Genomic DNA, 14,007 nt, shown 5'->3' on the forward strand with positions numbered 1-14,007 from the left:
AAGATGGATTACCTCTGCCTAAGCCTCGTTTGCCTGCTGCTTAACATGAAATGGTGGGCACTGCCCACCCTACAGTTACTCAACAAAAGCGCGATTATAGATTGATTGCTTGAGGCTCAAAAGTCAAATATTAAACATTGGCACATTGCAACTGATCTGACTAGCCACTATCAGTAGATCGAAAAGATTATCCAGTGGCTGGTAGGAAAATAGCTTGGATGAGCGGGAAGCGGCGTTCAACGGCATGGCAGAGGAATTCCAGCATCGTTTTCAAGGGGAACCGCTCTTGGTAGACCCGTCGACCGCCTCGCCGCCTGACACTGAGCTGAGTCCACAGCAGCCAAATCCAGAGATTCACGAGGAGAAACGCTACGGCCACAAATAGCAGTCGCACCACGGGACGCTTGGTGGTGGTGCGAATCCGGCACTGATTCTTCACGCGATAACTGGTTTCGATGCCGAAACGGTCCCGGTAATGGTGGGGTAATTGATGCACGGCCACCTTAACCCGATGGACGACAAACAGGAGATAGCGAATGCCATGGCGTCCCCGCTTCCCTTTGTGATACCCACACACCACCGCCATTCGGCAGTCGACAGTCCCATACTCAGCACTCTTGAGGGTATAGGTCGTGTAATGACTCTGCCGTCCCTGGCAGAGCGCTCGGGTTCCCCCCTGCTTGCCGCGGATGATGGCGGGTAGGATGAAGGGGACGTTGAGCGCCTGCAACCACCGAATCACCGGCACACTATAAAACCCTCGGTCCAGGTAGAGCCGCTTCACCTTGACCCGCAACGGCGTCAGGCGGGACAGCAAAATCGTCAGGGTTGCTACCAGCGTTTCCCCCCGAGGAATGGCATGGGCCGCCAGGGTGACCCGTTGATGACACCGAACCACATAGACCGTGGCATAGGCAAAGAAGGTCGTGGTGCCCGCTTTCGCTTGACACCGATACAGGTAGCCGCTCCTGCTCAGTCGGGGTTCCATAGTAGGGAATCAGATGCAGATCAATGGCTAAGCGATGGCGATGATTCGCAATATCTTCGGGCAGCCGTTGGTGCAACGCCGCATTCAGTTGCCGTTCTAGGGGCAGCATCTGCTCCAGCTTGTTCAAATGGTGGCGGACACCATTGCCACTCGGCACGCCCGCTAACACCTGACAGGTATGCTCGATGGTGTCGTGACGACTCGCGGCCCACAGCAACACATAGTAGAGGGTGGCCAGAGGATAGCTCCCCTGAGTCTCGAGAGGAATGAACTCGAGCAGGCTCTTGAGGGCAACTTGCAACGTGGCTTCATCGGTCAGAGCGGGGGAAGAGGATACTGAAGATGGGTAGGTCGTCATGGCTATCGTTTTACTCAGCTAGCCTGACCCTACCCTTTTCCTCAAGGCAATACCCTCTCTTGAGAGCTTTTGCGATCTACTGACTATAGCTTCGCCTCGTTCCATAGTCTAAATGTTTTACGTGTCAAGCATGTCCCAATCATCTCCCAAAACCCATCGAAGTGCCGACAGCTTACCGTTAATCATCCCCCACTCGAAATCATCCCAAGGTCCAAGATTTTCCTCTCCGTAGCGGCGCTCAACCCTTCGCGCAGCCTTTATAGCGACTTTCAACACGTTTCTCTGGATTGTTTCTGGTGAATCCGGTTTCCGAGGATAAATTTCTTTATCTACAATTTTGATTTTTCCTGCTCTAATCTTACTGCGCAGGTTCCAATGTCGGCTATACCAGACCTGATGGAAAAGTAAGTCTTCGGCTTCGAGAATTTCAGTCAATCCACGTGGCTCTTGCATCCAAGAGTTTTCGAGCATGATATCAGTGACCAGAGAAGGTTCAATTTGGCGAAGCGCCTCCGCCAAGTTAATAAAATATAGCGATTTGGCAGATGAAAAGAAGTCGTCAAAATCTGAATTGGGAACCTTTTGATTTCCGATTTCATTGCCAAAGTCGCTCTTATTATATGTGACAAAAGCAAATTTAGTATCAGATTCTGACTGATCACTTATGTAGTCGCCATATGTTTCAATAATAATTGCATCAGCCATCGAGTTTTTGCCACGATGAAATGGAGCCTTCTTTTCAATTGCCCTTTGAGCCGCGCGGAGTTTTACTGCCTCGGATGTTTCGAGTATAAAAGCTGAGGAAAGCAGCTTTTCAATACGATTTAGCGTACCTGCAACCTCGCCACCAATGATCGGAATTTTGTGATTAACATCGTCTAAATACGAAAGAATAGTCTGCGTTTCCTCTTTGTCACCATCCAACTTATTAACAGCTTCCTTCACAAGCCTAAAATGCGTGGAGAGGCTTTTGGTGCTTTCTTTTGCTATACGCTCTCTATTCCCCTGAAACTCATCGAGTATGATACGTGGCACTATAAGACTGATAATATTGAGTCTAAGCAGCTCTTCAAGGCTACCGAGTATAGGCAATTGCTTCGTATCTTTTGCAAGATCAAGCCACACACATGTATCAATAAGAATCTTCCACATCTGAGTTTCTCCAAGCAAATAATATTCAACTTTTAGCGAAAGTAAATCTATTATTGATCACACAAATAAACCTCATCTTGGCAAATGGGACTGGGAGCATGTCAGGTTTGCAGAATTAAGCGAAAGCGTGGAGTATGTAGCTATCGTGACATCTGGTAGCGACCATGACCCCGGAGCAAAAAGCCCAGCTGCAACCGCATCTCGATGCTATCGCTAATATCCTCTACGAAGACAGTGACCCAGCGTCGCTGCAGACCCTCGAAGCGATTGAGTTGAGGGTACGAGAGCAGATCCAAGCCCATGTGAGTCCAGAAGTGGGGCTTTTTTTATCGGTTCAGTCAGCGGTACGCAGACCGGCAAAGAACGTAAGCTCAAAAGCACCCTAGGTGAGCTGGTGTTGACCAGTGCTCAGGCAGAGTGCCTGTCAGTTGAGGCCTACCGTCAGATTAGTCCGCATCTAGAGAACTGCTGTTTGCGCATCAGCGCTAATGTGTCTTATGCGAAAGCCTGCGAAGATGTCAGCTATCTGACTGGTATGCGAGTGCCAGCTAAGACCCAGCAACGCCTGGTTCAGTCTCATAACTTCGCTCAACCGGAGGTACCAGAACTCGAGGAAGTCAGCGTCGATGGCGGTAAGGTGCGTCTGCGAACCCCTGGGGGAGAGCCCTGCCAGTGGAAAGACTACAAAGCCGTGGCCAGCGAAGCGGCAATTGTCGCCTGCTACCAGCAGAACGATGAGTTGGTCGAGTGGGTCAATCAACAGCCCCTAGCCAACCCTTTAACCTGCTTGGGCGACGGGCATGACGGGGTCTGGAATCTGGTGGCCCAGATGGGGGCTGAAGCAGAGCGTCGAGAGGTGCTGGACTGGTATCACTTGGTGGAAAACCTCAACAAAGTTGGTGGCTCTATCAAACGCATCAACCAAGCTGAAACGCTGCTATGGCGAGGCAAAGTCGATGAAGTACTGACCTTGTTTGAGCCGCTAAAAAAGAAAGCGGCCAAGAACTTCTGTCAGTATCTACGCAAGCACCAGCACCGCATCCTCAACTACGACTACTATCAGCGGGAGCAGATTTGTTCGATTGGTTCAGGAGCCGTCGAATCAGGCATCAAGCAGATTGCTCGCCGCATTAAAATCTCGGGTGCTCAGTGGAACGAAGACAACGTTCCACAGGCCTTAGCCCATCGCTGCGCTTACCTCAATGGCATGATTGGGGCGCAAAGGTGACATGCTCCCTATCAACGCTTTGTACCCCTCACTCCGCGATTATCCTCTCTTCCCCTAAGTCGTCATCTTCCACACGGTTTCACAACGCTCATTGCAGGTTGAGTACAGATATTCCTTCTCAATCCTTACGAACCCTCTACCGCAATGGTGTCTTTGTCTCCCAAACGGCTTTCGAGCCGACAAAAGTCACAGAAATCGAGCTATTAAATGTTTTCAAGACATGTTTTCTAACAATTGACTGACTGTTTCTAGAAGAGGAGGAATCTTGTTCCGCGCAACATCCCAAATGATTTCATCCTCAACTTTAAAATAGGCATGGGCCAAGATATCTCTCAATCCGGCAATTTTTCGCCATTCTATTTCAGGCCTAAGGAGGCGCGCATCATCAGGGATACTTTTGACAGCCTCTCCAATAATTTCAAGGTTGCGAATAACAGCATCAAACGTACGCTCATCCGCCACGAAATTCTCAAAATTCATTCCTTCGGTATAATGCAGGACTTTTTCTCCTGCCATCAAAATATCGGTCAAGTAAAGTCGCAGGTCACGAGACATAAACTGCCTCTTTTTCCACCATCTCCCGCAGCTGAGGCTTTAGCGACTTCCAGCTAACTAAATCGACCTTTTTACCCAGATGGTCTTCCAGATAAAACTTAACATCCATATAGCGATCGAAGGTTATAGGCTGTTCAAACTCGACCAGGATGTCGATGTCGCTGCTGGGTGTAGCTTCATCCCTTGCAACCGACCCAAACAATGCTAGCGATCGCACACCCAAATCCCTCAACATCGTTTGATGTTGCTTTAAAGTTTGCAGGATTGTACTACGCTGCATGGCCAGCACCATATTTAGGGCAAGGGTACCAGTATTGTAGTCAAGAACCCCCTCTCTTCCATCAAGGGGCTGATTGGGGTGCGGATGGTGGTACTTACTGAAATTTTCCTTGAGGTCTTTACTGGTCAGCCTCGAAGCATCTCTCAATCCGAATTTTCTGCCCAACACATAGGCTCGGCCTACAATAAAGCCAGTACGGGAGGCCAGCGATGGCAAACTTTAGCCGCACCTGGTGGGGAAAGAGATTCATTGATGCGATCGAGCGTCTGACCGACTCGGGCCGATTGCAGCGGGGCCGCTCCTACGCCAGCGGCGGTAAGGTCAAAAGCTTTGAGATCGATGGCGGCCTGGTCACGGCCAAGGTGCGTGGGTCGGTGAACCCCTACTTTGGGGTGACCAAGGAACCGCTGTACACCACCACCATCGACTTTGCGCCGATCAGCAAGGCCAAGTGGGCCGCCGCGATCGCCCTGATCGCCTCTAAAGCCAGCCTGATCTCCCGGCTGCTGCTGAACGAAATCCCTGACAATATTGAAGACAGCTTTGAGACTCTGGGGCTGCACCTGCTACCCGCCAGCAGCAAAGACTTTAAGACCAAATGCTCGTGCCCCGACTACAGCAACCCCTGCAAACACATCGCCGGAGTCTACTACCTGATCGCCGCCGAACTCGATCGCGATCCCTTCCTGCTGTTTGAGCTGCGGGGTCTTTCCCGTGACGCTCTCCGGGCTGAGCTAGCCAAATCACCTCTGGGGCAGGCGCTCTCGGCGGAACTGTCGGCCCAGCAGCGGCCTCCCGATCCCGTAGAGCACTACTACACTCAGCCCCAGACTGTTGAGGGTTCCCCAAGCCTGAAGGATTTTTGGCAAGGGGAAAAGCGACTGCCCCAAACCCTTGAAGTCGCCACTCCTTCAGCGGTTCCGGCAATTTTAGTGAAAAAGCAGGGAGACTTTCCTGCCTTTTGGCCCCGCGATAACTCTTTTATAGAAGCGATGGAGAGTCTCTACGATCGCGTCAGAGCCAAAAACAAAGACCGGCTGTAGCGTTCGGGCGCCAGCGAGGCTAAGATTCAGCGCTTGGCGGCGCTTTGCTGATTCCCAGATCCTCAGTACTGACCTTGGCTGTCTTGGGTTTGGCCTCCGATCGCGCTTCTTCCGCCTGCGTTTGCTCACCATCCGGCCCCATCTCGCTGGCGATGACGTCAAAGGCTTTCACCGCAGAGCGATCGCGAAAGGTCAGCGTATAGATCTCGGTGGGCATCTCTACCCCTGCCGCCTGAAGCTGTTCTTTGATCACCTGGGCTGCGACGGAAGTCACCTGCAAAAACGACTGACGCCGAGAGTTCACCCAAAACCGCACCACCAGATTTACGGTACTGGCGGCTAGCTCCTGAACTAAGATCTGCGGCGGCGGCTCCGGCTCGATCTCCTTCACCTGCTTCAGCGCCTCCAGAATCACCTGCCGAGCGGTGCTGATGTCAGCGTCGTAGTCGATGCCTACCACCACATCGCTGCGCCGCACCGGAGAGTCGGTGTTGTTGACCACGCTGCTCTGAAACACCTGCTGGTTGGGAATGTAGACCAGTCGCCCATCGTAGGTGCGCATGGTGGTGGCCCGCAGCTGAATTTGCACAACGGTGCCTTCGTAATTGCCAATTACCACCTGGTCGCTGATGCGAAAGGGCCGCGCGGCCAGCAAAATTACCCCCGAAATGTAGTTGCTGAGCACGTCTTTGAGGCTAAAACCAATCGCCACGCTGGTCAGCCCCAGGGTGCCGAGCAGGGTGGCAAAATCGAGGCCCAAAACCCCCAGGGCGACAATGCTGCCCAGCACCCACACGCCGCCGTAGCACAGCCGCCCGATCAAAATTTCGGTGCTGCGATCGCCTTCCGTTTGCCCAGCCCACAGCAGCCCCACCCGCCGCACGCCAATGGCCACCAGCCAGGTGAGTACCACGAGCACCAGCGCGCCGATTAGCGAGGGCAGCAGCACAATCGTGTTATCTACCAGCTGCCGCGCCGTGCCGTCGAGCCGTTGCAGCACATCCACCGCCAGGTTGGGCTGGGTCAGCACTTGATTCAGGCGATCGGCCCACTGCTTGGCCAGTTCTGCCACAGGGAGACCAAAATCCGTCGCATCCTGCTGAGTGACGGTCATAATCACCCGATTATTCACCGTCAGCAGGGCAATCTGACGCTTCTCGTCAACCTGCACTGTGACATCTCCCAGAGTCTGAGACTTGCTCAGCAAGCCCGCAATGCGGCGATTGATGGTTTGGGCGCGATCGCTGGCACTCAGCCCGGTCAAGCTGCCCACCTGAAACACCGGCTGGCCGCGCACCAAAACATCGGCAAAGAACAGCCCGTTGTCGGAGCGCTCGGGTGGTTGGCTATCGGTTGCAGCCGGGGTCGCAGGGAGTTCCTCGGGGCCAGCGTCTTCTTGCGCCTGAAGCCTGGCCGCAGGCAGCAAAAGGATGAGTATCAGGAGCATTCCCCCGGCCTGCGATCGCCAAATCCGCTGAAAAATGCTGACCTCCCGCTGCTTTAAACAGCTCTAGTAGAGTAACCATCTCGCCCCTTTGTGCATCTAAGCTGGGGGAGATTGTAGCGGCTGAGTGGGGGCCATGGACCCTCCGCTAGCGGCCAAACCTGAGCCGGTGGGGCGCGCGGCCAATCCAGATTCTTGCCCGGTTCAACCCTCAACAGCTTAGGATCAGAATCAGGTCGAGACACCTTCCAAACGGCCTATCCCTTGTTTTAAACCTCTTAGTTTTCAGCCCCATGAGCAAGCCCAAATTTGTCAAAAGCGGCATCAATACCGTGATGGGGGTCAGCGACGGCACCCGCGATAAAACCATTCAGACCGATTTAGCCAATCCCCAGTGGGACAGGCGGGCGACCCTGATCTATGTGGGGGCGACGATCGCCCAGGTCGCGGCCATGACCGCCCTGCTAGGGGGTATGGATCTGGCCTTTGGGTATTTCAATTTGGGTGCGCTACCCCAGGGAGCGGTGACGGCAATCGCGTGCCTATTCTTTGCGGTGGTAACACTGCGATCGCGCTTCTTTTCCCTGCTCGACAATACCCGCAACAGCGGTCGCTACACCTCGCTCCAGCGTCCGGGCTGGGCACCGCCGCCGTTGGCCTTCCCTATTGTGTGGATGAGTATTGCCGTGCTGCGGGTGGTTTCGGCCTATTTGGTGTGGTCGGCCATGGGGCAAACGTTTCTGTGCCTGCCTTTGATTCTCTACGTGGCCCACCTCAGCCTGGGCGACACCTGGAATACGATTTTCACCGTAGAAGGGCGCTTGGGCGCGGCGGTGCCGATGGTGATTATTGGGCCGCTGCTCTCGGTGGCGGTAGTTACCTTGAGCTATTTTCAGACCGTACCGCTGGCGGGGTGGATTATTTTGCCGTCGCTGGTGTGGCTGGCGATCGCCACCGCCCTCTGCATCAGCCTCTGGCGCTTGAATGGCCAGGAACCGCTATATCCAGTCGTATCGACCCGATGACTGCCGCAGCATCCGTGCAGCGATGCAGCGACGCAGCGACGCACCACGCCGGGGCTATGTCACCGATCTAATAAGTTAGGCTGGCCTTAGCAGACGCTAGCAATACCGAGCATTCTGTTCTTCTCTACTGGTGAGAGTGCCCATGGTCACCATTGAGCTACGCCAAATCGATGTGCCCCTGGGCCAGAGCCTGCTGCTGCGCGATGTGAGCTGGGCCGAGTTCGAAGCCATTTTGGCCGAGCTGGGCAACCACCGCAGCACTCGCATCGCCTACGACAAGGGATGGTTAGAAATTATGGCTCCCCTGCCAGAGCATGAATATTTCAAAGAAACGATTGGCGATGCAGTCAAAGACATAGCCGAAGCAATCGATGTGGAATTTGCCAGCTATGGCTCAGCAACCTGGCAGCGCAAGGCCAAGCAGGCCGGAATTGAGCCCGATAACTGCTTTTACTTCCAAAACGAGGCGCTGGTGCGAGGCAAGCTGGAGTTTAACCTGGACCGCGACCCGCCCCCTGACCTCGCCCTCGAAGTCGATCTCACCAGCAAATCCCTCGATCGCTTTGCCATCTACGCTCGCCTGGGCGTGCCAGAAATTTGGTGCTACGACAGCGGTGCGCTGACGATTTATCTGCTGGCAGGCGATCGCTATGGGGCGTCAAGCCAAAGCCGGGTGTTCCCAACGCTGGATATTTGCGCCCTGCCCCAGCTGATTGAATCGCAGCGATCGGCGGAGCGGCTGGCCCTGCGGCGGGCTGTAAGAGAATGGGTCAAAGCGCAAAGATAGACACCCGGGTCAGCGCCATGCGCCCTACGAGGAATAGCGCCGTTTGACCCCATAGACAACAACACCTATACCCACGGCCAGCAAGCCGAAGGGCAGTAGGTTAAAGCTAATGCCACTGCCAGCGGCATCGTTGCGCCAGCGCAACAGTAAAAATGGCCCATCGCCAACGCTGAATGCAGGCACGTTGAGCACCTGTAAAAAAGCGGGTAGGGCCGCAAACACCAGCCCCAAAACGATAATCGTCGCCAAAAAAATTTTGAAAGCTCGCACCATGGCCCACTAATCGAATTGCACTGTGGGCTGGTTGCCCCGCAATCTCCGGTGTCACTACTTTTTTCAGGTTAAAACGCTGACTTGCCGATGGCCATCTATCGTGGGTTCCCCATCGCTGGCACGGGCTAGAAGGCCGACGTTGATGATGGCGGCAGGTCGGCTGGCCCTGCGGCGGACCGCGAGTTAAGCACCCCTAAGGTGCATTGCTTCGCGATGCACCTTACAACTCCCGTGGGCGGCGACCGCCAGGTTGGGCAGATTGCCCTCCCCTCGGGGTTGTGTTTCAGCGCGATTACCTGTAGAAAGGTCAGGTGAGCTGGCAGCCAGGTGATGATTACTTCATTTTAGGAATCTATGGCCCCCTCCCCTGCATGTGCATTTCCCTGGTTACCACAGCTGGGATGGTCTTTGCTCAAGACATCGCTTAAGACCCTAGGAGCACCCGTCTACCCCCTGTTGTTTGCGAGCGCCAGCTGGGGGCAGACCACTGCTGCGATCGCAAAAACCAGCCCCCGCGAGCCACTGCCGCCCTCCACTCAGGCCCAGGATCTGGTTGTGCCATCCAGCGCTGGTCACCCCCGTGGCTCGACCAGCGCCGAGCCAGCAGACGCTGCGCTAGTGCTGAATCAGGCCGATGTAGACGCCGATCCAAACAATTTTTTCTTTGGTTTTGGGCTGACGCTGCCGCCGCCCACCGCCCTGCACGGGTCGGCGCGCCCGGTGACGGTGCCAGCCCTCTCCAACCAGGCGGTGGGCATCTCCGGCGGCATTCGCTTTGGGGTAAGGAATTTGGGGGGCAACGGTCAGACCGTTTCGTTGGGGCTAGAGGGCGGCGAAAAAACCCTGGGCTTTGACCTAGACTTTCGCCAGTTTTTGGCCGACGGCTCGGGCTATGCTGTTAATGTTGCCAATCGCCGGGGCGTAGAGCCCGAGTTCGATCGCGGCAGTACCGAGGTCAACCTGCCCAACGGCCGCAATCCCTTTGTGCATCGCCTGGGGGGCGGAGTGGAGTATTTTCGCCCCCTGGCACCGGATATAAACATTGCCGTGGGGCTTTCCTACCAGCGAGTTTCGGTGAGGGACTCGTTCTTTACCTCTGAAATTCAGCCCGTAGATGCGTTGGGCAATCGATTAACCGTGAGCGATTCGGGCCAGGATGATCTGCTGACCCTCAACCTGGTCGGCGTTTGGGATCGCCGCGACGACCCCCAGTTTCCCACCCGGGGCGATCGCCTGCTGGTTGGCCTCGATCAAGCGCTGCCGGTGGGCAACAGTGCGATTGCCTTCAGCCGCCTCAGCGCCAATTACACCCACCTGATGCCGCTCAATTTGTTTGGCTTTACAGCCGGGCCGCGCACCCTGGTGCTCAACGTGCAGGGGGGCGCGAGCCTGGGCGAGGTGCCCCCCTACGAAGCGTTTAGCCTGGGTGGGGCCAACTCGGTGCGCGGCTACAGAACCGGGGCCTTGGGCAGCGGGCGCAGCTTTGTGCAGGCCACTGCCGAGTACCGTTTTCCCGCCTTTTCGTTCACGGTGTTTGACGAAGCAATTGATGTCGGCGGCACGTTGTTTGTAGACTACGCCAGCGATTTGGGCTCGGCAGGCGGCGTAATTGGCCGCCCGGCAGAGGTCCGCAACAAGCCGGGAAGCGGCTTTGGCTATGGCGTAGGACTCCGCGCCCTGTCTCCCTTTGGGCCGATCAGACTAGAATTTGGCCTCAACGACGCGGGCGGGGCTCAGGTGTCTTTCAACGTGGGCGATCGCTTTTAAGTGGGCGTTTGAAAGGTGATCCGCTGTAGCTTTAGCCACCTGCTGATCCCCCCTGCCCCCCTTCAAAAGGGGGTTAAAGGTCCCTCATCCTTCTAGCTATCTGCCGCTCCCCTTAAAAAGTGGGGTAGAAGTTTAGCGTTTTGAAAGCTTGCCCAGCTCAATCATGATCAGCGCGCCGCCGCTAGCAAAAGCACCGCCGACCATGCCACGGGCCACCCGCACACTGGGCGGCTGGCTGAGGCAGTAGCCAGGTATTGTGTGAGCTTGGTTGCAAGCCTGGTTTTGAACCCGCGCTGCACCGCCACCTAAGAGAATGCCTGCCCCGATCGCCAGAGTGGCTCCCCACAGCAGGTTGTTTTTTTCGCGTTGGATAAACATTTTGGTAGTTGACAAACGGTGGCTCTAGGGTGCCCAACCGCATCAGCTTCCATAACGCGCGATCGCCATCGACCCTCCAACGTTCGCAGAATGCCGGAGTGGATCCATCAGTATCGGTGCAGGCGGGGTGCTCTACTCAATCAGCACGGTTTTGGTGGCGATCGCCATCCACAGCTCGGTGCCACCCAAGGCCCCGCCAGTGGGCGGCACAGGAATGGGGTCGCTCCAGTCGTTGGGGTCGGTGTAGCCGAGGGCGTGGAGGATTTTGATGGTGCGGTCTATGCCTGCCAAGCTGCCGTAGAGCATGTGGCGCACCTTTTCGGGGGTTGGGGGCTTTAGAGGCCGGGTCACTCTGTCGTTGCCCCCGGCCCCTGATGAAAGCGGCAGGGACCCGGTGTTCCCCTGATCATCGCTGGCGTTTGGTTCGAGATAGTCAAACATCGGTTCTGTCTCCAGGTGTGGGTTAGGAAGACAGAACGCGAAAACCCCAGCCACCCGCAGCTAAAGTGCAAACTGAGGGGGCTAGGGTACGATGAACCTAGCCTCGCAATCTGCCGGTCAGAATTACGGGGTTAGCTGTCTGTTGGTGCTCGTAACACCTTCAGACAGCGCTAAGATTTTCGAGTTCTGCGTAGCCACCGCTCTTGCCGAACGGCTTAACGATAGAGAATACTGATACAAGCGCTCCCCGTCAACCGTAGTGTGAATGCGACACCTACTGCCAGCCTTCATAGAGGTACACAGAGGCTTTTCAGGCGACTTTCAGTAGCCAAGATATACTCTACGTAAACTTTTCATATAACTACCCTTCTTGGGGAAATTATACGGAAACCGTCAGTATAACTATCCTCTGAAAGGCATTTACACGGAAACTGTCGGCATAATAAGTTGTCATACAGCCCGCACTGTGCGTAAGGACACGTTCTTTCGTATACTCATCCTCGACGAGCAGTACTTGTGAGGGTGATTTGCGTGCCAATGCTTCAAGTCCAAGAAGCCTACTCTTTCTATAGAACATATATCCTTGATTACAGCCGAAATAAAGCCGAAATTTATGAGCAGTACGGTTTTTCTTTGCAAGGTAGTGTAGGTTCAAAAGATTGGGAAGTATTCGCAGCAATTTTAGTGAACGATAGAGCAAGAAGAGGCGATGGGGCAGATTTGGTGAACTATGAAGTGAAATCTGCCACGATTGGAGGTAGCTTTGAGTACCAGTACCACAGAAATCGCGGACTAGATAAACTAACTGATGACAGGGATGTAGATCATATTTTCGTCGCCAGAAGCGCAACCTACATGGATGTTGAAGTTTGGCTGGTTGAGCGTACTAAAATGATCCCTATATTTGATAGATGGTTGCCTGAACTCATCCAAAATTATGAAGCCGCAGACAGGCAAAGATTTCGACGTTCAGTGACTTACGGGTTTGTTAGGAACCAAGGCGTTCGATTGCTAGAAATCACTGGTGGAGAACTAAGCCACTTTCTCGAAGTGACTTAGCTAGAGGGTTTAAGATATTTTCAGCAATCCAGACAATAACAGGTACACAAACGGCATCACCAAACCCTGTCAAAGCTTGATTGATTTGTAGTGGAAGTGGGTAATCGTCTGGAACACCTTGCAGTCTTGCATACTCCCGAGGTGTCATCAAGCGCATTTTAATAGCTCCTTGTCCAACTCTAACAAGCATTTGCCGACTACTACCACCTCTGGCAGTTCTTAAACAACCAGCAAGACCATCTTTTCTGAGTTCTGCCCTTTGCTTACCTCCGCGAACCCGCCTATACATAGGGCAGTATGAATATGTTGATAATTCTTGCAGTCCTTGTAAATGTGCGAGATTAATGGGTGACATCATATTCAAATGACGCTTTACTTCGTTGTCAGCCCACCAGCGATCATCGTCATCTGTAATTTCTTCTATGACAAAACTCAAATCACCTTTTATCTTGTCTGGTAGTGCTGGAACATCTAGAAAGTTCCAGCATAGATCGAGATTATTTATAACCGCCTTCTCAATCGCCTGCGTTTTAAGTGAGGAAGAACGCTTAGAGAAAACGAATATATTCTGATTTGCGCTAGGTGCCTGCATTCCAACCACAAATACCCTTGGTCTACTTTGAGGTACAAAATGAGCCGCATCAATCGCGAAAACATCACAAGCATAACCTAGCCGATTCAGTTCTTGAATTGTAATTCGGAAGTCTTGTCCGCTGTTTGATGTTAACCAACCAGCCACATTTTCAAGCATCACAAGCTTAGGCTTATTTACTTGATTTTCAAGAATCTTAGTAAATCCCCAAAAAGCGCTGGAATGCCGTCCATCAATACCTTCTAAATTGCCTGCTAAAGATAAGTCAATACAAGGAAATGATGCTGTCGCAAGTGTTGTGTTAGGAATATCCGCAGGACAAACGGAAAAAATATCTTGAACCTTATAATGTTTACTTGCATCCCTAAAATGGGCTGAGTACATTTCAAACTTGCTATGCGCCCAGTCATTAGCGAAGACAACGTTCCAACCTACTTGCTCTAGTCCTAATCGGACTAGCCCAATTCCTGCAAAATACTCTGCACAGGTTAGGTCACCGTAAGGGCTTGCAGCCTCTCTTACACCAACTAAAGCCTTGTTTTTCATCACTGAAAGGGGCATAGTGCTTGCATTACCAATTTACAGGAACAAATTCATAGCTATTGCTATGAAAGCATAGCGCCATACTTACTGCCGA

14 protein-coding genes and 1 pseudogene are annotated in these 14,007 nt (G+C 53.6%); 6 read left to right on the forward strand and 9 right to left on the reverse strand.

The window, feature by feature from the left end; all coding sequences use genetic code 11:
- Positions 1-187: 187 nt before the first annotated feature.
- Both LEPTO7104_RS39355 and LEPTO7104_RS0111190 read right to left on the reverse strand, forming a co-directional pair.
- Positions 188-1,346, reverse strand: a pseudogene (locus LEPTO7104_RS39355) (transposase).
- Positions 1,347-1,463: 117 nt separating this feature from the next.
- A complete protein-coding gene (locus tag LEPTO7104_RS0111190; protein WP_017298669.1) occupies positions 1,464-2,498 on the reverse strand; it encodes a PIN domain-containing protein in 1,035 nt (344 codons plus the stop codon).
- A 164-nt stretch (positions 2,499-2,662) separates the two neighbouring features.
- Here LEPTO7104_RS0111190 and LEPTO7104_RS0111200 point away from each other — a divergent pair.
- A protein-coding gene (locus LEPTO7104_RS0111200) for an ISKra4 family transposase (protein WP_155523590.1) occupies positions 2,663-3,726 on the forward strand; the annotation gives its coding sequence in 2 pieces (ribosomal slippage) (positions 2,663-2,819 and positions 2,819-3,726; 1,065 coding nt in all).
- A 213-nt stretch (positions 3,727-3,939) separates the two neighbouring features.
- On the opposite strand, the gene LEPTO7104_RS0111205 is transcribed toward LEPTO7104_RS0111200, so the two are convergent.
- Positions 3,940-4,281, reverse strand: a complete 342-nt coding sequence (locus tag LEPTO7104_RS0111205) for a HepT-like ribonuclease domain-containing protein (protein WP_017298670.1) — start codon at positions 4,279-4,281, stop codon at positions 3,940-3,942.
- Positions 4,271-4,561: a nucleotidyltransferase family protein gene (locus tag LEPTO7104_RS43580; RefSeq protein ID WP_026072595.1), complete on the reverse strand. Its 291-nt coding sequence runs from the start codon at positions 4,559-4,561 to the stop codon at positions 4,271-4,273. Before LEPTO7104_RS43580 ends, LEPTO7104_RS0111205 begins: the two co-directional genes overlap by 11 nt.
- A 209-nt stretch (positions 4,562-4,770) precedes the next feature.
- On the opposite strand from LEPTO7104_RS43580, the gene LEPTO7104_RS0111215 reads away from it, so the two are divergent.
- Positions 4,771-5,604 carry an SWIM zinc finger family protein gene (locus LEPTO7104_RS0111215; protein WP_017298672.1) on the forward strand — a complete coding sequence of 278 codons (834 nt, stop codon included), beginning with the start codon at positions 4,771-4,773 and terminating at the stop codon, positions 5,602-5,604.
- 19 nt (positions 5,605-5,623) lie between these two features.
- Here LEPTO7104_RS0111215 and LEPTO7104_RS0111220 read toward each other — a convergent pair whose 3' ends face one another.
- Positions 5,624-7,051, reverse strand: a complete 1,428-nt coding sequence (locus LEPTO7104_RS0111220; protein WP_017298673.1) for a mechanosensitive ion channel family protein — start codon at positions 7,049-7,051, stop codon at positions 5,624-5,626.
- A gap of 290 nt (positions 7,052-7,341) precedes the next feature.
- Between LEPTO7104_RS0111220 and LEPTO7104_RS0111225 the strand changes: the two genes are divergently transcribed.
- Positions 7,342-8,073 carry a TspO/MBR family protein gene (locus LEPTO7104_RS0111225; RefSeq protein ID WP_017298674.1) on the forward strand — a complete coding sequence of 244 codons (732 nt, stop codon included), beginning with the start codon at positions 7,342-7,344 and terminating at the stop codon, positions 8,071-8,073.
- Positions 8,074-8,215: 142 nt separating this feature from the next.
- Positions 8,216-8,860, forward strand: a complete 645-nt coding sequence (locus tag LEPTO7104_RS0111230) for a Uma2 family endonuclease (protein ID WP_017298675.1) — start codon at positions 8,216-8,218, stop codon at positions 8,858-8,860.
- 24 nt (positions 8,861-8,884) lie between these two features.
- Here the strand turns inward: LEPTO7104_RS0111230 and LEPTO7104_RS0111235 are convergent, their stop codons facing one another.
- The gene (locus LEPTO7104_RS0111235) at positions 8,885-9,133 is read right to left on the reverse strand and encodes a hypothetical protein (RefSeq protein ID WP_017298676.1); all 249 of its coding nucleotides are present in this window, start codon (positions 9,131-9,133) and stop codon (positions 8,885-8,887) included.
- Between the two features lie 408 nt (positions 9,134-9,541).
- On the opposite strand from LEPTO7104_RS0111235, the gene LEPTO7104_RS0111240 reads away from it, so the two are divergent.
- A complete protein-coding gene (locus LEPTO7104_RS0111240; RefSeq protein ID WP_225886965.1) occupies positions 9,542-10,900 on the forward strand; it encodes a BamA/TamA family outer membrane protein in 1,359 nt (452 codons plus the stop codon).
- Between the two features lie 132 nt (positions 10,901-11,032).
- On the opposite strand, the gene LEPTO7104_RS0111245 is transcribed toward LEPTO7104_RS0111240, so the two are convergent.
- Positions 11,033-11,278, reverse strand: a complete 246-nt coding sequence (locus LEPTO7104_RS0111245) for a hypothetical protein (protein WP_017298678.1) — start codon at positions 11,276-11,278, stop codon at positions 11,033-11,035.
- Positions 11,279-11,410: 132 nt separating this feature from the next.
- Positions 11,411-11,719: a hypothetical protein gene (locus LEPTO7104_RS33510; protein ID WP_017298679.1), complete on the reverse strand. Its 309-nt coding sequence runs from the start codon at positions 11,717-11,719 to the stop codon at positions 11,411-11,413.
- 537 nt (positions 11,720-12,256) lie between these two features.
- Between LEPTO7104_RS33510 and LEPTO7104_RS0111255 the strand changes: the two genes are divergently transcribed.
- The gene (locus LEPTO7104_RS0111255) at positions 12,257-12,778 is read left to right on the forward strand and encodes a hypothetical protein (protein ID WP_017298680.1); all 522 of its coding nucleotides are present in this window, start codon (positions 12,257-12,259) and stop codon (positions 12,776-12,778) included.
- Here the strand turns inward: LEPTO7104_RS0111255 and LEPTO7104_RS38190 are convergent.
- On the reverse strand, positions 12,738-13,931 hold the full coding sequence (locus tag LEPTO7104_RS38190; RefSeq protein WP_083887054.1) for a DNA cytosine methyltransferase: 1,194 nt from the start codon (positions 13,929-13,931) through the stop codon (positions 12,738-12,740). The two genes, LEPTO7104_RS0111255 and LEPTO7104_RS38190, sit on opposite strands and share 41 nt — an antisense overlap.
- Positions 13,932-14,007: the final 76 nt, after the last annotated feature.

Origin of the sequence: Nodosilinea nodulosa PCC 7104, assembly GCF_000309385.1 — a bacterium.
GTDB classification, from domain to species: Bacteria; Cyanobacteriota; Cyanobacteriia; order Phormidesmidales; family Phormidesmidaceae; genus Nodosilinea; species Nodosilinea nodulosa.

Coding starts and splice junctions, on each gene's coding strand:
- LEPTO7104_RS0111245 (WP_017298678.1), bottom strand. CDS start 11,278: ATGTTTATCCAACGCGAAAAAAACAACCTGCTGTGGGGAGCCACTCTG.
- LEPTO7104_RS0111215 (WP_017298672.1), top strand. CDS start 4,771: ATGGCAAACTTTAGCCGCACCTGGTGGGGAAAGAGATTCATTGATGCG.
- LEPTO7104_RS0111205 (WP_017298670.1), bottom strand. CDS start 4,281: ATGTCTCGTGACCTGCGACTTTACTTGACCGATATTTTGATGGCAGGA.
- LEPTO7104_RS0111235 (WP_017298676.1), bottom strand. CDS start 9,133: ATGGTGCGAGCTTTCAAAATTTTTTTGGCGACGATTATCGTTTTGGGG.
- LEPTO7104_RS38190 (WP_083887054.1), bottom strand. CDS start 13,931: ATGCCCCTTTCAGTGATGAAAAACAAGGCTTTAGTTGGTGTAAGAGAG.
- LEPTO7104_RS33510 (WP_017298679.1), bottom strand. CDS start 11,719: ATGTTTGACTATCTCGAACCAAACGCCAGCGATGATCAGGGGAACACC.
- LEPTO7104_RS0111255 (WP_017298680.1), top strand. CDS start 12,257: ATGCTTCAAGTCCAAGAAGCCTACTCTTTCTATAGAACATATATCCTT.
- LEPTO7104_RS0111225 (WP_017298674.1), top strand. CDS start 7,342: ATGAGCAAGCCCAAATTTGTCAAAAGCGGCATCAATACCGTGATGGGG.
- LEPTO7104_RS0111220 (WP_017298673.1), bottom strand. CDS start 7,051: ATGCTCCTGATACTCATCCTTTTGCTGCCTGCGGCCAGGCTTCAGGCG.
- LEPTO7104_RS43580 (WP_026072595.1), bottom strand. CDS start 4,561: ATGCAGCGTAGTACAATCCTGCAAACTTTAAAGCAACATCAAACGATG.
- LEPTO7104_RS0111190 (WP_017298669.1), bottom strand. CDS start 2,498: ATGTGGAAGATTCTTATTGATACATGTGTGTGGCTTGATCTTGCAAAA.
- LEPTO7104_RS0111230 (WP_017298675.1), top strand. CDS start 8,216: ATGGTCACCATTGAGCTACGCCAAATCGATGTGCCCCTGGGCCAGAGC.